This window comes from Kordia sp. (assembly GCF_965283645.1).
Classification (GTDB): Bacteria; Bacteroidota; Bacteroidia; order Flavobacteriales; family Flavobacteriaceae; genus Kordia.
Window position 1 is genome coordinate 3,207,680 of sequence record NZ_CBDIPG010000001.1, and the last position, 21,343, is coordinate 3,229,022.

General features: G+C 30.4%; 23 protein-coding genes. 6 read left to right on the top strand and 17 right to left on the bottom strand.

The window, feature by feature from the left end:
• Window positions 1-16: 16 nt before the first annotated feature.
• Entirely contained in the window at window positions 17-694 is a 678-nt protein-coding gene (locus ACQ654_RS14110; RefSeq protein ID WP_430410984.1) for a LysE family translocator, read from the bottom strand.
• A 135-nt stretch (window positions 695-829) separates the two neighbouring features.
• Between ACQ654_RS14110 and ACQ654_RS14115 the strand changes: the two genes are divergently transcribed.
• Complete coding sequence (locus ACQ654_RS14115) at window positions 830-1,069, top strand: hypothetical protein (RefSeq protein ID WP_430410985.1); 240 nt, start codon at window positions 830-832, stop codon at window positions 1,067-1,069.
• Window positions 1,070-1,186: 117 nt separating this feature from the next.
• Here ACQ654_RS14115 and ACQ654_RS14120 read toward each other — a convergent pair whose 3' ends face one another.
• The 7 genes from ACQ654_RS14120 to rnr form a co-directional block, all read right to left on the bottom strand.
• Window positions 1,187-1,858, bottom strand: coding sequence for a head GIN domain-containing protein (locus ACQ654_RS14120; RefSeq protein ID WP_430410986.1), 672 nt, complete (start codon window positions 1,856-1,858; stop codon window positions 1,187-1,189).
• Window positions 1,859-2,027: 169 nt separating this feature from the next.
• Window positions 2,028-2,525 carry a hypothetical protein gene (locus tag ACQ654_RS14125; protein WP_430410987.1) on the bottom strand — a complete coding sequence of 166 codons (498 nt, stop codon included), beginning with the start codon at window positions 2,523-2,525 and terminating at the stop codon, window positions 2,028-2,030.
• Between the two features lie 6 nt (window positions 2,526-2,531).
• Complete coding sequence (locus ACQ654_RS14130; RefSeq protein ID WP_430410988.1) at window positions 2,532-2,909, bottom strand: hypothetical protein; 378 nt, start codon at window positions 2,907-2,909, stop codon at window positions 2,532-2,534.
• 7 nt (window positions 2,910-2,916) lie between these two features.
• Entirely contained in the window at window positions 2,917-3,294 is a 378-nt protein-coding gene (locus tag ACQ654_RS14135) for a hypothetical protein (protein WP_430410989.1), read from the bottom strand.
• A 5-nt stretch (window positions 3,295-3,299) separates the two neighbouring features.
• Window positions 3,300-4,598, bottom strand: coding sequence for a glycoside hydrolase family 19 protein (locus ACQ654_RS14140; protein WP_430410990.1), 1,299 nt, complete (start codon window positions 4,596-4,598; stop codon window positions 3,300-3,302).
• 433 nt (window positions 4,599-5,031) lie between these two features.
• Window positions 5,032-5,361 (bottom strand): YbjQ family protein, encoded by a 330-nt coding sequence (locus ACQ654_RS14145; RefSeq protein WP_430410991.1) that lies wholly within the window; start codon window positions 5,359-5,361, stop codon window positions 5,032-5,034.
• 313 nt (window positions 5,362-5,674) lie between these two features.
• A complete protein-coding gene (gene rnr / locus ACQ654_RS14150) occupies window positions 5,675-7,870 on the bottom strand; it encodes a ribonuclease R (protein WP_430410992.1) in 2,196 nt (731 codons plus the stop codon).
• Window positions 7,871-8,161: 291 nt separating this feature from the next.
• Between rnr and ACQ654_RS14155 the strand changes: the two genes are divergently transcribed.
• From ACQ654_RS14155 to rpiB, 3 genes are all read left to right on the top strand, one after another.
• Window positions 8,162-9,076: a diacylglycerol/lipid kinase family protein gene (locus ACQ654_RS14155; RefSeq protein ID WP_430410993.1), complete on the top strand. Its 915-nt coding sequence runs from the start codon at window positions 8,162-8,164 to the stop codon at window positions 9,074-9,076.
• 445 nt (window positions 9,077-9,521) lie between these two features.
• Entirely contained in the window at window positions 9,522-9,764 is a 243-nt protein-coding gene (locus ACQ654_RS14160; RefSeq protein WP_430410994.1) for a DUF2007 domain-containing protein, read from the top strand.
• A gap of 876 nt (window positions 9,765-10,640) precedes the next feature.
• Complete coding sequence (gene rpiB, locus ACQ654_RS14165; RefSeq protein WP_430410995.1) at window positions 10,641-11,075, top strand: ribose 5-phosphate isomerase B; 435 nt, start codon at window positions 10,641-10,643, stop codon at window positions 11,073-11,075.
• A 94-nt stretch (window positions 11,076-11,169) separates the two neighbouring features.
• Here rpiB and ACQ654_RS14170 read toward each other — a convergent pair whose 3' ends face one another.
• From ACQ654_RS14170 to ACQ654_RS14210, 9 genes are all read right to left on the bottom strand, one after another.
• Window positions 11,170-11,595, bottom strand: coding sequence for a hypothetical protein (locus ACQ654_RS14170; protein WP_430410996.1), 426 nt, complete (start codon window positions 11,593-11,595; stop codon window positions 11,170-11,172).
• A 66-nt stretch (window positions 11,596-11,661) separates the two neighbouring features.
• The gene (locus ACQ654_RS14175) at window positions 11,662-11,988 is read right to left on the bottom strand and encodes a hypothetical protein (protein ID WP_430410997.1); all 327 of its coding nucleotides are present in this window, start codon (window positions 11,986-11,988) and stop codon (window positions 11,662-11,664) included.
• Between the two features lie 58 nt (window positions 11,989-12,046).
• Window positions 12,047-12,217, bottom strand: a complete 171-nt coding sequence (locus ACQ654_RS14180; protein WP_430410998.1) for a hypothetical protein — start codon at window positions 12,215-12,217, stop codon at window positions 12,047-12,049.
• A 328-nt stretch (window positions 12,218-12,545) separates the two neighbouring features.
• Complete coding sequence (locus ACQ654_RS14185) at window positions 12,546-12,881, bottom strand: hypothetical protein (RefSeq protein WP_430410999.1); 336 nt, start codon at window positions 12,879-12,881, stop codon at window positions 12,546-12,548.
• A gap of 6 nt (window positions 12,882-12,887) precedes the next feature.
• Window positions 12,888-13,217, bottom strand: a complete 330-nt coding sequence (locus ACQ654_RS14190) for a hypothetical protein (protein WP_430411000.1) — start codon at window positions 13,215-13,217, stop codon at window positions 12,888-12,890.
• 150 nt (window positions 13,218-13,367) lie between these two features.
• On the bottom strand, window positions 13,368-13,796 hold the full coding sequence (locus ACQ654_RS14195; protein ID WP_430411001.1) for a hypothetical protein: 429 nt from the start codon (window positions 13,794-13,796) through the stop codon (window positions 13,368-13,370).
• Window positions 13,793-14,752 carry a hypothetical protein gene (locus ACQ654_RS14200; RefSeq protein ID WP_430411002.1) on the bottom strand — a complete coding sequence of 320 codons (960 nt, stop codon included), beginning with the start codon at window positions 14,750-14,752 and terminating at the stop codon, window positions 13,793-13,795. The genes ACQ654_RS14195 and ACQ654_RS14200 overlap by 4 nt, the downstream gene beginning before the upstream one ends.
• 6 nt (window positions 14,753-14,758) lie before the next feature.
• Window positions 14,759-16,771: a hypothetical protein gene (locus tag ACQ654_RS14205; RefSeq protein ID WP_430411003.1), complete on the bottom strand. Its 2,013-nt coding sequence runs from the start codon at window positions 16,769-16,771 to the stop codon at window positions 14,759-14,761.
• Between the two features lie 118 nt (window positions 16,772-16,889).
• Window positions 16,890-20,318, bottom strand: coding sequence for a hypothetical protein (locus ACQ654_RS14210; RefSeq protein WP_430411004.1), 3,429 nt, complete (start codon window positions 20,316-20,318; stop codon window positions 16,890-16,892).
• Between the two features lie 285 nt (window positions 20,319-20,603).
• Here ACQ654_RS14210 and ACQ654_RS14215 point away from each other — a divergent pair, with 285 nt between their 5' ends.
• The gene (locus tag ACQ654_RS14215; protein ID WP_430411005.1) at window positions 20,604-21,053 is read left to right on the top strand and encodes a GNAT family N-acetyltransferase; all 450 of its coding nucleotides are present in this window, start codon (window positions 20,604-20,606) and stop codon (window positions 21,051-21,053) included.
• A gap of 2 nt (window positions 21,054-21,055) precedes the next feature.
• Complete coding sequence (locus ACQ654_RS14220; protein WP_430411006.1) at window positions 21,056-21,340, top strand: hypothetical protein; 285 nt, start codon at window positions 21,056-21,058, stop codon at window positions 21,338-21,340.
• Window positions 21,341-21,343 lie beyond the last annotated feature (3 nt).

A 21,343-nucleotide genomic window follows, 5' to 3' on the forward strand; every position in this document is an offset into this window, starting at 1 on the left:
GAAGGTTTTTTTAGTTTTAAGCTGTAAATAATTGAATTAGTTCTTCTTTTAGTTTTGTTAATTCTTTTGGAAATGCGCCTTGAAGTATCATTACCGATCCGAAAACAATGATTAATATACTAACCCATTTTTTCGTTTTGAAGATAAAACGTGGTGTCATTTTACTTTTTAGTTTTTTCGCAAGCAATATTTTTGCAATATCTGTTACCAACATACTTATCAAAACAGTCGCCAAAAATACTATGACACCTTGTGGCGTTGTTGTAAGTGCATTTGCCATCACAATTACACCAATCCAACCTGCGAGGACACCGAAGTTGATAAAGTTTAGCACAAAGCCTTTTACGAAGAGTCCTAAGAGGTTTTTTTTTGGATATACATTGTAATGCTCACGAACTATTTGGCGGAATGATTTTGATGTTTTTATGTACGATATTATTCCGAAAACACAGAGAATGAGTCCTCCAAAGATGATTAGGTTGGGATCATCTTTTATTTTTTCAAGGATTTTACTTGTACTATAGTAAGCAAAAATGATAAAGATAATGTCTGCGAAAATAGCACCTAAGTCAAATGTAAGCGCACTTCTGAAACCTTTGGTAATACTTGTTTCTATAATAATAAAGAACACAGGACCAACTGCAAAAGCGAGTATGAATCCGTAAAGTACTGCATATGGTAATCCGTCGAACATAAAGCAAAAGTACTAAAAGTAATAGGATACTACTTTATATATTTTGGGTGAAATTTAATTTTTTTGAGTTTTATTTTAGATTACTTCTCTCTTTTAATACTTAAGTTTAGATTAATAATCTAAAATTTTTTAACCATGAAAAAAAGAAATTTAAAAGGACTGTCTTTGAATAAAAAGATAATTTCTGGATTTAAAAACAATGTTTATGGCGGTGGAACCGATGGTTGCCAGTCTAACCTTTTTGGGCAATGTAGCCAAGTAGACCTTACAGATTGGCTAGGTTGTGGCTCTGGTGATGCGTGTAATAATACAGGTAGTTTTCACTGTCCTACTAGTGCTGCTATTTGTGATCATTTGTGTCCTTCAGATGTGTAAATGACTTATTCTAATCACCCTGATAAACAAATTTATCAGGGTGACTTTTAATTTCGAGATTATCGAGTTTTTATGTGAATTTCTTATAAATATTTTGTGCGATTGCGTTGAGATAGTTTACTTCACTTTTATTTTTCCTCCGAAGAGTTTGTCTTTTTTAACTGTTTTTGGATCTCCATGAATTTCTATGTATCCACCAGCTCTTACTTTGGCATCTGCTAACACAGAAGCAGAAACATAGGCTTCTCCTCCAGCACTAACTTTTACTTTGGTTTGCTCCGTTATGAGTTTTTTTCCTTCGTAAATTCCTCCTGTATTTAGAGTAATTTCTTGAAGTTTTACTTTCCCAGAAGTTTCAATGATTCCGCCAGAAACTGATTTTACTTCTAGGTTGTCAACTTCTAAACCAACTCTAATTTTTCCACCTTCTTGTGCTCTTAGTTTTAGAAACGGAATTGTCATGGTTTCGTTTGATACTATTTCAGCACCTTCATTTGCATCAATGGTACTGATGTTTGTATAGTATACTTCTACAAATGTTTGGTTTCCATCAAAAATACGATCAAATTTCATACGTATTTTTAGTTTTCCTTTTTTGTTGACGATTTCTACATCATCTACATCGGCTCCTGTAATGATTACTTTGTTTTCGTCAGATTTGATGAGATTGATTTCTATGAGATCAAAAACTTTTACTTCGTTGAAGTCGCCAACTTGTTTTTCTAATGGTTTTTGCGCAAAGGCTGTAAATGTTAGCAGACAAAGAACGACTGTGAATATATTTTTCATAATCAATGATTTTAGTGTTTGTAGATAAAGAGTATGAAGAAAACGTTTTGTTACAGTTTTTATTGAGATTTTACTGAATTCTATATGATTTTAAAAAATAATGGCCGTAAAAAAAGCCCTAATAATTAAAAAATTGGGCTTTATAATTAATTTGTCAATACTTTTTATATTATTCTTCATATATAAAACCAACAATTCCTTGGTTTGCTATATATCTATTTCCAAGTTTTTCGTTTTCATCAATTATAAAAATATGTTGTGATTTTCTTAATAATTCTAGCGTTTTTTTAGGACCTACACGATCCATATACGCTCTGTCAATAATACTATTTTTATTCTCTTGTAAAAATTGTTCATTTACTTCAAAAGTAGGCATTTTTTTGTTTGCAAACATAGCATCAAAATTCTTGTAATTACTAGTTGTAATCCAGAAATCTGATTGCCTTCGATTACAATCTGTTTCAGGAATATTACTAAAACTATAGTAATACATTGTCTGCTTCATTTTACCTTTAGCACTAGATGTTTTTGTTTTTCTCGTATGGTTATCATTTGACGAAAAGTATATGTAGACTGTTTTTTCATCCTTTGGCAACGTTTCTAGTTTTTGACTAGAGACGTACGTAGATGTTAGTGAAAACAGTATTAAAAATATATATTTTATCATGAATAGTTAATTTACTTTGGTGTAACCTTGCAATTTACCTTGTTCGGTAGTAATTGGCAAAATATTACTATTTTCATTATTTATAGCATTAATAATATCACACCCTATATCACTATCCTCATCTTCAAATCTTAAAAACATATTTCCGTTACAAGAAATTACAACTGAATAGTTAATTGTATCAATTGATTCATTATCAGAATAGATTTTTAATCTCCCATTAGATAAAAATTCCAATTTATGACCTGATTCACCTTCTGATTCCCAAGTGCCTATAACTTCTATATTATAAGTTTGTTGTAATTGTAATGGTGTTTGTCCTTTGCATGCATATACACATGAAAAGAAAAAGATGGTAAATAGTATTGGTTTTAGATGTTTCAAAACGCTACTAGTTTACTTTGTTGTAGACAAATATTTTTCCATTCCCCATAAATCTCATAGAAAGTGTATTATTATTATCATAATTTGCTCCATATAGTTCATAACAATACGTATCTAAGTCTTCACTATCTATCATCTTTAAAAACCAAGTATTTGTATTTGATTCTTCTCCACATTCATGAGAAATAGTATAACTAAAAGTTCCTGATAGAACCGAATCATAGTATTCCACACATTGCCCATTAGTATTAAAAACTAATTTAATTTTTGGGTCTTCTTCTGAAACCCAAGTGCTTATTATTTCCGTGTGAATATTTGGTTGTGCTTGTTGTGCTTTACATCCTAGTGTAAGTACTAGAGTAAATAATATTATTATATTTTTCATAATTTTTATTCTATACAAGTTATGGAATCTTTTGCTTTTTTAAATCTTTTTCTTCGATCTTTTATACCTGCAAGTCCTCTGCCATTTATCTTTTTTGTTATTTTTTTTACAGTCGTTGTTGAATCTATAGTTATTTTATCAAGAACTCTTTTTTTATAATACCACATTGCACTTAAAACTGCCATTGTATCATTACTTTTTAGTAATTCTGGATTCGTAACAAAATCTTTATCTGGATCATATTTATCATTATACCAAGTTTTAAATTTATTGTAATTGTATTTTCCTGTCAATTGAAAAATGCCTCTACCTCTATACTTATAACCTTCACCACTTGCTTCATTTCCATTTCCTAATTTATCGGCATATACATAATTTGCTACTTTTGATGAATTACCTAAATATGTACTATCAGGAATTCTTCTAGTTATACTATCAGTATTTGAAAAAGAACTTGTAAAGACCTTTATTAGTCTGCTTTTTGTTGTGTAATGTAAACTTTCTTCTCTTCCTATTCCATTATTAAACCCGCCTGTTTCATGCCCAGCTTGTGCTAAGAAATGCCATAGTTTTTCTTTGGTATCAATACCAAAATCTGTGCCTTTTTCATTGATAAGTTTAGCTAATAGCTTTGCATCAGCATCTGACATGTTTGGAAATACTTTTTTTAAGTCTTCTTTTGATGTATCACAATCATCATCTTTTAAAATCACACCAACATCACCATCATCGCATGGATCTATAGGATTTCTTTTTAGCATTGTAGTGACATCTGAATTATTCCGTTGTGCTAGGACATTTCCATTACAATCTGTTATTGTTAATGGACTTCCTTCACAACAACTTGGACCTGAAGGAGAATGTCCGTTGGCTGTTCCACCACAACCACATTGCGCATAACTCCATCTTAAACCGCAGTCATCAGTATCTGAACTTGCAAAGAAACCACCGTTTCCCGTGTTATCATTTGGAGCATTTGTACCACTAGTATCACTACCAGGAACTCCTGCACTAGTACTTGAACTACTTGTAGTGTTATCATTTGTAGGCGCATCGTTGGTATTAGTGGGATCATCTACAGGATCATCAGGACATGGTGCTAGTTGTCCCATTTGGTTGGTAATATTTCCGTCACCAATGAATACGTCACCAATTAAATTTCCTGCACTATTGAAGGTTTCAATGCGTCCATTAAATTGTGAAAAGTCTATATTTCCTTCTGAATTGTACATAGAAACTCCAGTACTTAATGTATATTTTAGAAAATATTCATAAACTGTGTCTTCAGTTTCTACAATAATCAAATTGATGACTGAGTTGGCATCATTTGGGTCAATTATTTTGAATGTATGTTTTGTATTGTTTTCATTGATGACTGCTATTTCTTTATTTGTATCAATGATTCCTAATGCTGTATTTTTAGAAAAAAACGAATCGGTAGCTAGTTTTACTGTATTTTTTCGATTTGTTATGGTAAACGTATTATTGGTTTTTAGCTTGATATAATCAATAGCAGCTTTAGAAACTTCATTCCCTTTTTTGATTTACACTTTTTGTGGCAGTTCTGCTATAATATCTTTTGTATTATTAAGATCATCATTATTACAGGATAATAGTAAAAAAAAGATATAAAAAAATTTAAAAATTGTCCTCATAAATAGTATTTCTTACTTTAAGAATACAATTATAAAATAATTCTTACAATATTATTTATGGTTTTACCTTACTTTTTAAATTTTAAGAATTGCGCTTAGACTGCGTTTTTACTGCCGTTCCCGTGATACTTACCAATACAGCGCCACCTGCACTTATTTCCATATCAACGTTAATTCCTACAACCGCATCTGCGTTTAATTTTTCGGCATTGTCGCTTAGTTTTTGAAAAGTTGCTTCTTTTACCGCTTCAATAGCAAGTTCTATTTGAGCATAGTATTTTTTCATGTTAAACATGTCTTTAAATGATACACCTTTGTAACTGTAGTTTACATTGTAGGTCATTCCAGTAACTAAACCTAAGTATTCGGTTATTTCTTTATTTTGAAAATTATCTGTTGTTGTAAATAGCATAATGGTTGTGTTTTTAGTATGACTTTTATGTTTCTATTTAGTTAGTATCATTTTTTGATAAATGTTACGCATAAAAAAAGTTCACTTCGGAAATTGAAATGAACTTTTTGTGTTTTATAGCATTTCTCGATACAAATTTGTGATACAAATTCACTCGAAATGACGTTTGGTGTAATTGATATTCTCAATACACAATACTAACTTCTCAATACTGTTTTTCGCGTTAAGGATTGAGGTTTTGTCGGAGCTCTTTTTTAAAAAAGCGACTACCGAAAGCCTGACCTCCATTTTTTTTGGAGGGAACGCACAAATACTAAGCTTCTACCTCAACACGTTTTCCGATAAGATCGAAATCTAGGTGACGTTTGACTAAGTCTGTATTTTTTACTTTTACAACTACTTCATCTCCAAGTTGATATATGTTTTTGGTAACTTCACCAACCAACGCATATTGCTTTTCGTCAAAGTTGTAATAATCGTCTTTTATTTCGCGAATACGGACCATTCCTTCACATTTGTTGGAAATAATTTCAACGTAAATTCCCCATTCGGTTACACCCGAAATGACACCTACAAATTCTTCATCTTTATGATCTTGCATAAATTTTATTTGCATGTATTTTGTAGAATCACGTTCTGCACTTGCGGCTAAACCTTCCATACTTGACGAATGTTCACATTTTACTTCGTATTCTTCTGCATTTGCCGATTTTCCACCATCTAAATAGTGTTGTAATAATCTGTGAACCATCACGTCTGGATAACGACGAATTGGTGATGTAAAGTGCGAATAGTAATCAAATGCTAAACCATAATGACCAATGTTGTTTGTGGTATATTTTGCTTTGCTCATGCTTCGAATGGCAAGCGTATCGATCATATTTTGCTCACCTTTTCCTTTGACATCTTCTAATAATTTGTTTAAAGAATTTGTCGTTGTTTTTCTTGATTTTAGATTTAATGAATATCCAAATCGAGAGATTATATTTTGCAGATTTCCCAGTTTTTCTGTGTCTGGTTCATCGTGAATACGATATATAAATGTTTTTGTAGGTTCTTGTTTTCCAATAAACGCCGCAACTTTTCTGTTTGCTAGTAACATGAATTCTTCAATGAGCTTGTTGGCATCTTTTTGGGTTTTGAAATATACACCTTCCGGATTGCTGTTTTCATCTAAGTTGAAACGAACTTCTACTTTGTCAAACGATATGGCTCCTTGTTGCATACGTTTTCCACGCATGATTTTTGCAAGTTCATCTAGTTTTAATGTAGCTTCTACTATTGCTTTGTCTACTTTGTATGTTTTTCCAGTAAGTGAAATATCTGCAGGAATTTCATCACCTTTTGTTTCAATGATTACTTGTGCTTCTTCATACGCAAATCGTTTGTCTGAATACGTAACTGTACGTCCAAACCATTCGTTTATAACTACTGCTTTTTTGTTGATTTCAAAGACAGCTGAGAATGTGTATTTTTCTTCATTTGGACGCAATGAACACGCACCATTTGATAGTCTTTCTGGTAACATTGGTACTACTCTGTCTACTAAGTATACAGAAGTTGCACGTTCGTATGCTTCTTCATCTAAGATGCTTCCGGGTTTTACATAGTGTGAAACATCTGCAATATGAATTCCTATTTCGTAGTTTCCGTTTTCGAGTATTTGAAACGATAATGCATCATCAAAATCTTTGGCATCTTTTGGATCAATTGTAAACGTAAGAATGTCGCGCATGTCTCTACGTTTTTTAATTTCTTCTGCTTGAATTGAAATATCTAGTTTGTTTGCAAAGTGTTCTACTTCTTCAGGAAATTTGTATGGTAATCCGTATTCTGCTAAGATGGAATGAATTTCCGTATTGTGTTCTCCTGGTTTTCCAAGTACTTGTGTAATGTTTCCGAAAGGAGAATCAGCGCGTGCTGGCCAATCTTCAATTTCCACTACTACTTTATCACCATTTTGTGCATTGTTTATTTTATTTTTTGGAACAAAGATGTCTGTGTACATTTTTTGATTGGAAACTACCACAAACGCAAAATTCTTCTGCATTTGCAAGACACCAACAAATTCTGTTTTTTTACGTTTTATGATGTTTGTAATTTCACCTTCTGGTCGATTGTTTTTTCGACGTTTGTACACATATATTTCTACTTCATCACCATCTAACGCTCTGTTTAGTTTGTTGTTTGGTACAAAAATATCTTCTTCAAATTCTTCACAAATTATATAACCTTGTCCGCGTGTGGTCATATCAAGAATTCCCGTGTAATATTCAGTAGATCCAACTACTTTGTATTTTCCACGTTCAATTTCTTCAATTTTCTGTTTTGCTTGTAATTTTTTAAGCGTTTTTATAATTTGATTTCTTCCGCTTGTATCATTAATATTAAGCTTAGAAGCTATTTGTTTGTAATTAAATATTTTGTTGGAAGATTTTTTAAATATTTGAAGGATCGCATCTGTTAAGTTTGGAATATTGTGCGATTTCTTTTTTTTCTTTCTTGTCATTATATCATTCTATTTTACACGATTTCGTGTATATTTTCGGTTTTTTGTTATTATTATTTATTGTTATGAAAAAAGCATACCGAAATTGCTTTTTTATGGAATTTTACTCGATAATCGAGATTTAACTTTCGGAAAAGTACAAATTAATTCTGTCAGGAATGTTGCTGTTTTTAGAAATTAACGATTTCTTTTTAAACACCAACGAGTAGGAGAGAAGTATTAATAATTCTGATGCAAATATAATACTATTTTTCAATTCGTATTTTGCAACACTTTAAATTGATGTTATTTATGTGTAAAGATACATGGTTTTTGATTGTAAATCCTGCTTCTGGAAGTTTTTCTGGAAAGCGAAAATGGAAGCAAATTGCGACAACTTTTGAAGCTGAGAACATTCCGTTTGAGTTTGAATTTACCACCAAACCTCAACATGAATACGAGTTGGTAATTGAAGCGTTGGAAAAAGGTTTTCGAAAATTTGTAAGTGTTGGTGGTGATGGCACTTTGCATCATATTGTAAATGGATTGATGCAACAAAAAATAGTTTCGAAAGATGAATTGAAACTTGCTGTTATTCCTTCAGGAACTGGAAACGATTGGGTAAAAACGTATAAAATTCCAAAGAAGATTAAAAAAGCAGTTGCAATTATTAAAGCTGAACATACTGTTTTACAAGATATTGGAATAATTTCATTGTTAAATTCGGATACAAAAGTATTTTTTAATAATGTAGCCGGTCTAGGATTTGATGGCTATGTAGTGAAACGAAATGAACGTTTGAAATTTTTAGGCGGTGTTTCTTTTTTAGTTTCTACCGTGTTGAGTTTGGCAAGTTATAAGACTACTGAGTTTAGTATTGAAAGTGTTGCAAAAAAAATAACTACAAAGTCATTGTTAACAATTGTTGGCATTTGTCAGTTTTCTGGTGGCGGCATGCAGTTGACTAAAGAAGTTGATTCTACTGATGGCTTGTTTGATGTTTCGGTTGCTAAACATTTTTCGTTGTTTAAGTTGATACGAAATGTAGTTGGTTTGTTTAACGGATCTATTACCAAACATCCGTTGGTAGAAACATTTAAAACAGATACAGTTACGATTGAAACTTTAGAAACGGATGTGTTTGTACAAGCAGATGGCGAATTGATTGGAACTGGCGGATTTACCGCTGCAATTTTACCAGGCGCTTTGCGGTTTGTGGTTCCTTAGATATCTCGAATGCGCTCGATATGACAATTGAATCTTAGAAAAAAGTGTTCTTTTTTTTAAAAATTTTAACTTCCTAAAATCTATTTTCTTAAAAAAAGTTAAAAAAATCTTAAAAAAAATGTAACATTTCTGTTTTTATCACGTCTATATAGAAAGTACTGTTAATTTTTTAACTACTATTTATGAAACGAGTGTATAAAGTTATTTTATTATTTATAGCGATCTTCTTGATCGGTATTTTCTCGTTTGGTAGTTATATTAACTCTTCACTAAAGAAGGAACAAGATACACGAGCTGTTGATATTCAGAAAGATTCCTTGAAAAACGCGTCTATAGATACGTATTATTTAAACTAGTTTTCTTACTTTTAAGTTATTACTTGATTCTCGATGTTATTATTTTTGAGTTGAGTAAATTTTCCATGCGATAGTTTATTTTTTGTTTTATGATCAATTTTGTAACCGTAGCGACTTTTACCTATCCTTTTGAGTATGCAATTTTACGAATTGTGTTAGATCAGAAAGGAATTACGTATGTGTTTGAAAATGAATTGATGTTGAGTGTTTTTCCTTTTTATTCAAATGCTATTGGTGGAATTTCGTTGAAAGTTCATAAAAATGATGTTGAAATTACACAACAAATTTTAGAAGATTTTGAAAGCAAACAATCACATTTACGAATTGTGTAATTGTTGAATGATTTAATGATTAAAAGAAGCGTTGTAAGCGTAGTTCAGCACTATTTGATACATAGACAAGCAAATTGATTCACCAATTGGGATTTAGGATGCTACTTTGTGTACTAGGAACGTTTTGTATGTTTTCTTTCTGAGTAGTTTCAAATAGTATTGACTGATTACCTTCTTTTTTTTTTGCGAAAGCGCTCTATTTTATAACAAACCAAATTGAGTTTTTACCTCACTATTTTCAATTTTAAAAGATCACTTTTATACAAATGTTATAAACATTAATAATATATATATTTCTTTCTTTTATAAATTTAAAAAAAATAATGATGGTTATTATAGCGTGTGAATAGGTAGCAAAACTTTTTTAGATTTTGATAGGATTTGTTTTTTATCGAATTTGATGAACAACTTATGAAAAGGGTAATGTGTTCATAGTAAGATTCATTAGCTAGGTTATCAACAGTTATTAACAACGTTTATACACAGCTTTTTTTTGATAAAAAGTTGGTGAATTATTGTTAACAATCAAGAAAACGATTCTTAATAAGTTTCCAAAAAAGAAATGCTAACTAAATAGGTTTCCTCAGTTTTTCGTTTGTATTGTAAAATTATTTGAAGCAACAAAATTTTGTTCTTAGTTTTTAGCTACTAGATATCAACAATTGATGTTAGGTTATAATTACCTCACTGTTAAGTTATTGTAAAATGAAATTAACAACAACTTTTTTCGGTTGTTCACAAGTCTATTCATACCTTTGTTTTCAACAAACACAACAACTTTATTTTATGAAACGAGCATGTTAAAAATATTATCATTTAATAAATGATTAATAGCGAATATATGTGACCTTTTAAAAATAAATAAATAACAAACACATGAAAAATATTGTCATCGGTAATGATCATGCCGGAACCGACTATAAAAATGCTATTGTAGCACATTTGGAAGCGAAAGGATATAGTGTTAAAAACTATGGAACAGATACAAATGATAGTGTAGATTACCCAGATTTTGTGCATCCAGTTGCTTCAGATGTGGAAAGTGGAAAAGTGAAATTTGGAATTATTATTTGTGGAAGCGGAAATGGAGCTGCAATGACGGCTAATAAGTATCAAAAGGTACGTGCGGCACTTTGTTGGACCAAAGAGATTGTTGCTTTAGCTAGGGAACATAATGATGCAAATATTTTGAGTATTCCTGCACGTTTTACGTCAATTCCACAAGCTATTGCTATGGTGGATACTTTTCTGGAAACAGCATTTGAAGGTGGACGTCACCAACGAAGAGTAACGAAGATTGCTTGTAGTTAATGTTAATAACTAAATAACTATAAGATTTAGAGATATTTATATTAAAAACCCAACTTGTTTAGAGTTGGCGTTTTTTTAGGTTATGAATATTTAATTATTTTATTTTTTTAAACCCTGCTTTTTTTATAAATGTATTTTCTAATTTTAAAATTTCTTCTTCCGACAACTTAATATCTTTACTTATATTAGTTAATACATGATTTAAAAATTTAGTATCAATATTGATAGTTGGATATTTTTCTATATAGGCTATAATGTATTGTGGCCAAAACCATTTCCCATCTGTATATATAGAAAGATACCCTATAAAGTCATCATCGTTATAATCATCTGTATCATAATATGGATCATTAGCATCTTCTACAAAACCCATCAAAGGAACACATAATTTTCCTTTTTTTAGATAGTTGATAACGTCTTTTCTGTGTGCATTTTCTTGCGTATTAGAACTTATTAATTCACTAATACTTTTTGCATAGCGTTGATTTTCATGTTCTTTTATAAAACCAAAATATTTCATAGTTTGTTTAGGTTGTGAGATTTAAAAATATTAAAAACCCAACTTGTTTAGAGTTGGGGTTTTTGGTTAAAGTTCTTTTAATTCATAAATACCATTACCATTTATTATAGCTTTTAATGGTATAGGTCTTCCCATAGAACAGTCTAAGTAAGCTTCTATTTTCAGTGTATCATCATCAATATAGATAATTATAGAAGCTAATTCTCCTGCAAATTGATCATCATTGACAGGTACGTTTACTAACCAACAATTTTCTATTAGTTTACCTGGATTATAGATTTTTTTATTTCTTATAAATTCAATAGTAATTGGTTTATAAGTATAATATTCCCTTTGTAAATCGTCCATTAATTTTTTAATGGTTTCATTAATTTTTTCTTTTGTATGTTTCATTTTATAAATCTTTAATTTCAACATTATCTTTACCAAAAAACTTTCTTAAATAAGGTTTCTAATGACTGTAAGAATTAATTACATCAATATCATTCATTATATCATCAATACTCCACTTTCCAACCTTTTGAGCATTTTGTTTCAATATTTCACCTACAACATTTAATTCATCTAACACCCTTGGTATTTTTTTATAAACAGAAGCTAATTCAGGAAATTCCTTAGTCATTTGATACCATAGTTTTAAATGTATTAGTTCATGTTGTATTGTATAAGCAGTAATTTTTATTTTTCCGCCGAATTTATGAATTCCTTGAAAAAAATAGATTGCAGGTCCATCAAGTACTATTTTATATCTAGAGTTTTTAAAAGTAGCCTTGTGAAAAACTGCAAAAATTGGATTATCATACCATTTTTTATATAATTCTGCAAATTCTTGACTGTTTCTATCAATCCAATGTAATTTAGTTCCAAAATGTTTTTCGATTTGTTTAGGTTGTGAGATTTAAAAATATTAAAACCCCAACTTGTTTAGAGTTGGGGTTTTTGGTTAAAAGTTATTCATCTAAAGTGTATACAGCTTCAAGAAATAGTTGATATCTAGCAGGTTGTTTTTCACCATGTGAAAATATTAGGAGATAATTGTCATCTAAAATATAATACAATCCTAAGTTTGATTCTTTAGATCTATACGTATTAGATGAAGTAATTACTATTTGATTGAATTCTTCTTCAGAAAATATATCCTTTAAATTTTTAAATTTATTTTTAACTAAATCCCATATTTTAAATGTTTTGTGATATCCTTTTATAGTAAATTCTTTTTTTTCTTTATATAATGGATCTCCTAAACCATCATATAATTTTTCAGTATTATTATGTATTAATTTCATAGTTTACTAATTCTCCTTTTTATCCCAGATTTTATCAATTGGATTCCATTCAAAAGTATCTGAATAATCTTCCATGATTATTTTTTCAATTCCATTTTTAAAATCTTTAGAAACTATAATTGGAAATTCCCCCATCAAATATATTGTTCCATTTTGATCGCATTCAATTGTTCCGTTGTCATCAGAATTATGGTAAAATCCAATAGGAAAAGTTAATACATTGTTTTTAAGTGATGGTTTTTCTAAATATGATTTTATTTTGAGTCTTTTTTTTGAAATTTCTTTTAGATTCAATGTTCCTGTAAAGGTTTTATCTGAATCAGTAGTTTGTACCATTAAGTCTCCATATTCATATAAAAACTCTTTTAGAAATTTAGGTAATTTATTGAAATACTTTATTTTATCATACTTATATACTTTCTGAATAGCTAAAAGTAGTTAAATTTTAGATGTTCATAATTATAAGATTTAGAGATATAAAAAATATTATTCTATTGATAAATACATTGGTTTATTTTCAGAAATACATTCTTTACAAATACTTATAATTAAAAAATAATCATTTATTAACCTATGTTCAGGGTTAGTAAATCTAAGATCTAATGAATATGTTTTATTTTGCCATATAATATCTTTATGTGCAGGTTTTTCTGAAGATTTATACTTAATAAGTTTTTTATTAAATTCACGCTCAAAAATAAATTTTATGCTTGAAATTTCTGCATTTGTTAAAATATGATCATGAAACAATTCATCTACTTTTGAACCTAATATTTCACGAAGTAATTCTTGATAAAGAGGAACCAAGGTACTGTAACTTTCACTAATACCAAACATTTTATATTTTACATTATTATAAAAGTCTAAAGGTGTCAATTTTTCTGTTTTTATATTACTTATACTTATTGCTTTCATTGAGATTCTTTTAAAAATTTAATTATTACTTCATCTGGAGTAATTTGTTGTTTTACATTTTCTACTACTACTTTGGTAAACCCATTTTCTTTAGCCCATTTTCCTCCAAAGGTGGAAAAAGCAGACTTTTCTATATCTCCTCCATTTTGTTTCATTGCTTTCCAAAATTGCTTTAATAGAATAGATTCACCTCCATAATTTTTATACAATCTTGAATCTTTTATATAAAGATCAATAGTACCGTCTACATTACCAAATTTTTTATTTTTCTTAAAGAAAGCTAATGCATCATCTAGCATTATTTTACCTAAACCTGAAAGTTCATCTGTAATAGATTTTGGAATAGCAAAATCAACATATAATAAATCTTCTCCATCTTTTATAGGTAATTTGTAAGTCTTTCCAAATTGCTTATTAGCAAGAGAAACTTCACTATAAATATTTATTTTTTTATTTTTATAAAAAAGACGATATTCTATTTTTCTATTTTTATTTGATCTTATTATTTTACCAATAACAGTACCAGAATCGTCTATCAGTTCTAATTTTGTAACACCTCCATTTTTTGGTATTGTTCCTAATTTTTCAGGATATTTTAACTTAATTTTATTTCTTGATGTATTTAATTTACCTACATTATCCATATACTTATTCAAAGCTTCATCACCAGATAATTTTGGATATCTTTCAGTAGCATCATTCATATATCTAGCCATTTGTTCAGCAGCTTCATCTTCAGTAAGTCCTGTATTATATACAATACTATTATCTGCTTCATCAACAATTTTATATTTTCCTTGTTTATCAGATATTGGAATTATACATGCTAAAGTGATAGAAGTATTTTTAGCTTTTACCAACTTTAAACCAGCTTGATTTAATAATTCCTTCAGTTCTTTTCTTTTCTTTCTTCTTTTTTCCCATGCATACATGAGAATTTTTAATAGTTTTCTCATTGTATGTTATTTTATTGGGCAAAAGGTGATGGCATTTCCAGCATCATTTACTTTTGTAGGTTTGAGTCCTGCATTGGTAATTTTATCTCTAGCTGCTTTACTTGGGAATAGTTTTTCAAAAGCAGTATCAATGTATTTATTAGCAGCTTTTAAAAGGTCATCAATCCAATTGTCTAGTTTTTTAAGTAATTCAGGAAGTTGTTTGGCTACCTTTTTTAGATTTTTAAATAATCTCGTAATAAGATTAATAGAAAATTTACCAACTTTAATAATTCCTTTTGTTACAGTAACTGGAGCTTTTATTATACCTCGTAATAAATCATAATACCCTTTAAATGTTGCACGAGTTGCTGTTTGAATGGTACTAGCACCACCTGTTACCAGTGTAAATAAAACTTCACTAATAATAAAACCTGTTAAATATCCAGTTGCATATCCGTATTGCTCTACGGAAATACTAGTTAAATAAGATTTGGTTTTGTTTTTTACTTTTTCAGGATATAAAATATTAGCAATAACTGTAAGAGCTTGTTTGTTACTCCATGCAATAAAAGCTGTTATATTTTTTAAAGAGAATAAATTGTATACTACTTCTAAAAAGTTTTCATATAATTCAAAAAACATACTAAATGTTTGAGAAGTATTGTTTTTTAAACTTCTTTTTACCCTTTCATATGCAGCCATCCCTTTTAATAACATGCTTATTAGTTGTATAATTCCAGTAACAAAATCTACAAGGCTATTATGTAATCCAATGATATATGCGTTTAAATGCAGATATATTTTTTTTACAACTGCTACTAGTATGTATTTATCTTTTAATTTGTTTAAAGCAGTTTCAGTTACTTCTTTTACATGAATTTTTGTTTGAGTTAATGAATCATAAACACCTTTTAACTTAGCCTTAGCTTTTGATTTTAATTGTTTAATTTGAAGTTTATCAATACAATTATCTAATTCTAACTCTAGTTTTGTTATGTCTTCATTGAATTTACTCAACATGATATCAGCTGTGAGATCTTTTAAAGCTTTTTCATTAGTGGCTTCCATCCTTTTAATCTCATCATAACCGTATAGGAAAGGATCAAAATTTGGATTTTCTTTCCCCATATTATCATGTGCTTTCCATGTGTTAATATCATTAGATCTTAGATTTACATGAATTAATTGTGTAAGTTTATCAAGTCCTTGAGCTGTTAAATCCATTGACCATTCAGGTATTCTACTAAAAACCCCAAGTTGTTTATTAACATGGTAGTAGTTTCTATCTTCAAAGCTTTCTGCAATTACTTCTTCAAATTGTTTGGTAGTGATAGACACACTATAAAGTTTGCATAAGTATGTCAAAGTACTGTAATGATCATGTTTTAGTTTTTCAACTTGTATATTATTTCCAAAACGAGCTCTAAATACTGTTCCAAAGAGATTTGAACCTAAGTTATTTTCTATAAAAATGACAATTTCATTTTCTAAAGGTGTGTGTAATTTATTAAACGCTTGTTCTAATTTGAAACCATCATTTGATATCATAATAATGATAGAAATATTTTCCTCCGCTAATAATTCATCTAAATCGAAAAGAATAGGTGCTAAAACTTTTTTTCTAGTTTCTTCAAAAGGTGTAATTTTTTGAGGTTTATTAATGGTAAATACTACTGGTTGAAGCTCATCAGCATCTAAAATATGTGCATAATATTCTTCATTGTAAATAGCTATTGGTCTATCTATTTGATTTGGTAATCCATTGATAGTTCGAGTATGTTCAGTAATCGTTACTCCATTAATTTTTGCAAGATATTCTTCAAAAAAACTAGTTGAATATTGTTGATAGTTTTCACCATATACTACTGAAGCAGTAGTTATATTGTCATCAAGCTTTACTTTTACATATATTCCTACTCCTTCAACTCCTCCTATAGTATCATCTTCAATTTTAATATCATCATTAAAAAGCGTAATACGATCATAAGGTCTGTATATCTCATTAAAATTCTTTAATCCGTATTCGTATGCATACATGATTTTATTTTTTTAAATATTTGTATTTAGATTCCTGTCAAAATTTGACACTAGAAAAGTTGTCCCGAACCTAGTTCGGGACTCACTTTTTCAATAAAAATCTATGATTAATTAAAGGCTATTGTACTATGATTGGATTCACCGTTTCGCTTCCAACACCTTCGCCACCACCAATAAGATCTTCATTTGGAACAATTGGGTTGGTAGATACTTGGTTTCCATCATCATCTAATACAGGATCTCCGTCAGAATTAAATTGTAACCAATCGTCACAATCCGTATCACATGGCAATCCTTCTACATCTAAACCAATAGCACCTGCCTGAATTACGGTTAATGAAGTTGGTACACGTGATTCCCACGTTTCTTCAACAATACTTTCCGGATTATCTAATTCTTGTATAATTGATACAAACTCATCATCGTTAAGTGTTGGTACTTGCCCACCATTCCAAACTTGTCCTGTTGCTATATACCAATTAACCATTTTTTCAAATCCTGGACGAACGGTAATAATTACACGCGCCATTCCACTTTGTAAAAAAGCTTTGAATAATGGATCATTGTTTTGAACTTGGTATAAATCTTCCCATTTTTCTTTAGTTGCCCAATAGAACGGATAGAAATTATAACTCATAATATCCCATTCAAAAGCTTGCTCAAAGAATTTTACTTTTGCGGCATAACTGTTTAAAGCGGCATTTGTATATTGAGGAATGATAGCAGAAAGCGTACCTCTGTTATCTACCAAATCTTGTCCAACATTTTCTTGTCCTAGTAAGTATGAAATACAGTTTTTACGCAATACAGTTCTTTCGATTTCTCTGTAGAATCCTGGGTTTATCTCTAAGAACTTCGTTTGCTGTTCTTTTTGTGCAGCATACTTTTCTTCAAACTCAGCTAAACGTTGTTCGTAAGCTTCAATAATAGTATTAAACGTTTCTATTTGCCATGCTTGTTTTACTTCAGGCATTAATTTACAGTCTACACGTAAGTTAAAAGCATAGGCTCCCATATCCCAAGAAGTTACCGCAAAATCTAAAGAGTTTATAATTGTATTTGCTACGTAAGTTCCAGTCACAGTAATATCATTTCCAGTGGCTAATGTATGTTTATTACCACCAACAGTGACATCTGCTCTCATATACGTAGAACCATCATGGTATCCATGTTCCGCAGAGAAATATCCGCTATATTTGAAAGCGTAATAATTTTCTGGAATTTCCACACTTTCATGTCCAGCATGTGCCCATCTTCCATCATTGATAGCCATATCATCTTTACTGTGAGATTTTGATACAGAGATACTGTTTGATGGCATTGCATTTACTTCGGCATTGTAAATTGCTGCCCAGTGTTTATAAGTATATTCATCAACTTCTGTGTAATCTTTCATATTTAAGCTACCAGAAGCTGTTCTTGGATCTACTGGTTTTATTAAGATTTCCGTGTCATTTTTTAATTGAATGGCTAAGTCGTGGAAAGAAGCAGGTTCAGGAACCATGAATTCATACATCAATCGTTTTCCGTAGTTTAGAATTTGATTTCTGTACACTTTATCTACCCAACGATACACACCCGAAATATGTTTGTCTCCTTTACGGTTATCGAATCCGTGAGACGTATTTTCTTCGTATTCTTCAACAACTTTTGTCACACGCTCTTCACGTACTTTTTGAACAACTCTATCCAATGCTCTTTCGGTTAATTCTTTTGCATGTGAAATTGCTTGGTTTTCTGAATCTTCAGAAGATGTGTTATTTGCAAAACTAGCATTAGCATTTCCACCAAAATTATCACCTCCCCAACGAACTCCAGCACTTGCATTTACAGATTGATCTTGAGAATTCATAGAAGCAATTTCCTGATTCATTTCAAAACGATCTGTTGAGGTAGTTTCTGTAAGGTTTTCTCGTTCGCTTTCGCTAGAAAAAGTATCTGTAGTTTCCTGACGACGTGTACGTGTTACACTTTTCAATTTGTGCTCACGTGCCATGATGTTTTCAATATGAGAAACTTCTCCAGGCACATAACAACAAACTTCTTGCTCTATTTTACGGTAATCGGCAATTCCTAAACGTTGAATACCGTATGCTACAGGTGGTTCTGTAGTTGTGCCACCGCCAACACTAGAAGGCGTAATTTTTCCTGTAAAGCATTTTTCTTTTACAAAATTTGTAATGATAAAATCGTATGAATCTCCATTTGTAAATGTAATTGTTCCAGAAAATTCAGTGGTAGGATTGTCTAAGTTGATTCCGCCATTGTACAAGCTCAACATAATTGAATTTGCTGTTTTAGTTTCTTCAAAGTATCCGTTTGTGTTGTTTGATGCATTCGCAAATTCTATATTATAGATCATACTTGCAACACTATACGATGCATTTGGCATACTTAACATCATTGCCACAGCATAGTTAGTACTTCCCGCTATAGGACGTGAACAAACTCTAAAGTTAAAAGGATTTGATGAAGGGTTAGAAACTGGGACAGAAACACCACCTGTAACTACTTGCGTGCTTCCAAAATCAATATTATTAAAAGCCGTTGCTGTATTTGTTTGAATTTCATCAGAAATAACAGCGCTTACCTCATCTAAGGTGGTAATTCCATGTTCTGTTTCAACAGCTGTGATATAATTAACAACTTCACCACTTAATCTACTAGCTAAAATATTTTTATCTAACTGATCTACTTTAGGAAAAGCATAGGTAGGAATAACTAACCCACTATATTCTTTCACTACAGAAGTTTCACCAGAGTCAGGATCTGTAACGACACGCTCTACAATGGTTGCAGCATCGTATGCATCTTTAACATCTTTATCATATGTTTTTTGATATGCATCTTTTGCTACTTGATTTTCTCTTTTGAATTTTTTTGATGCTTTTTCTATTTCTCCACCAATTTTTTTAAGCTCTTTGATACGATCTTGAGCCATAAATGCATCCATTTCTCTTTTTAAACTATTTTCAGAAATAGGTACATATTTGTCTGTAGCAGCAGTAGCAACTTCATTTGTAAATAAAGATTTATCTATAATTACTTTTGCGTTTGCTAACTTTCTATACATTTCATCAGTAGCATCTACGTTAGCTGCAGTATTGATAAAAGAACTAGCAACTATAAATGAAAGTAATAAGTCTCGTAAATACGGATCACCGTTGGTAAGGATGTTATAATGTAAATCGTCCCAAATTTCAATAATATCATAAGTAAAAGGGCCAGTTGCAATTTTAGCATCAGCTGCTGCTACCGTCAACGTTTTTTTGTTTGCACTTAACCATTTTACAAATTCATAAAAGGCAGCCAAATCTGTTTTTAATTCCTCAACGGTATTAAAGTGTACACCATATGAATCAACTGCAGTTGCAATGGCTTGTTTGCGTTCCGTCTCTGTTGTTGCCTGAGAAGCAGGAGCAATAAAAGCACTTGGTGCAAAATCAGGATACTGAACAAATCCTACTTCTTTTTCTTCGTCTCCAATAAGTTTTGGAGCTCGCATTGTCACAAATCGGTACAATGTGTTTTTGATGTTTTGTTTCATCTTTTAAATTTTAATCGTTTGGATATATTTTGAATAAACTGTTTCCGCTTTTCTAATAACAGCACTTCTTTTCTGTACGATTAAAACTTATTGTCATTCCTTTCAATATTCAATCAAATGTTTGAATATTTTCTCATAGAAATTAAATAATCCATATTTTTCAGCTATACTTGTATTGTTTTATAGCTTTTATGAATAAATAACGAAGCAAATATAAAACATATTACATATTAATCAAAACATATTACAATTTATTTTGTAAAATGTTCGAATATTTTTTATAAGATGTTGACAGTAAGCGTAAAGACTTTTAATGAGTTTACAATTGATGAATTGTATGATGTACTACAATTGCGAAGTGAAGTATTTGTAGTAGAACAAGATTGTGTGTACCAAGATTTGGACGGAAAAGATAAAAAAGCACTGCATGTAATTGGAAGTGATGCCGCTGGAAAAGTTGTTGCGTACACTCGACTTTTTGATGCAGGCGATTATTTCGATGCTGCAAGTATTGGTAGAGTAGTGGTTTCAGAATATGCGCGTGCCTTTGGGTATGGCCATACCATTATAAAAGCTTCTATAGTGGCTATTGACAGACATTATAATACTAAAAACATTAAAATTTCTGCACAAACGTATTTGAAAAAATTTTACGAATCGCATGGTTTTTCACAAATAGGTGAGGAGTATTTGGAAGATGGAATTCCGCATATTGCAATGGTTATAAACGGTTGATTATGAAAATTAGTTGTAGAAAATGTAGTCCAAATGAAGTGTTTGAAATTCCTAATTTCTCTTTAGCTGAAAAGAAATTGTTATTGGAAGCACTAAACGTTTCTGGCTTGGAAGCAATTAAAGAAATGCGAAAGTTGCATAGAATAACGCTTAGAAACGCAAAATTTGTGATGACTCACATCAATATAGAACACAAAAAATGTAATCGTTGTGCATATCAACTTAACATTCTTGAATATACTTCATGTGCCAATTGTGATGCGTTAAACCTTAATTGGAACGTATAATTT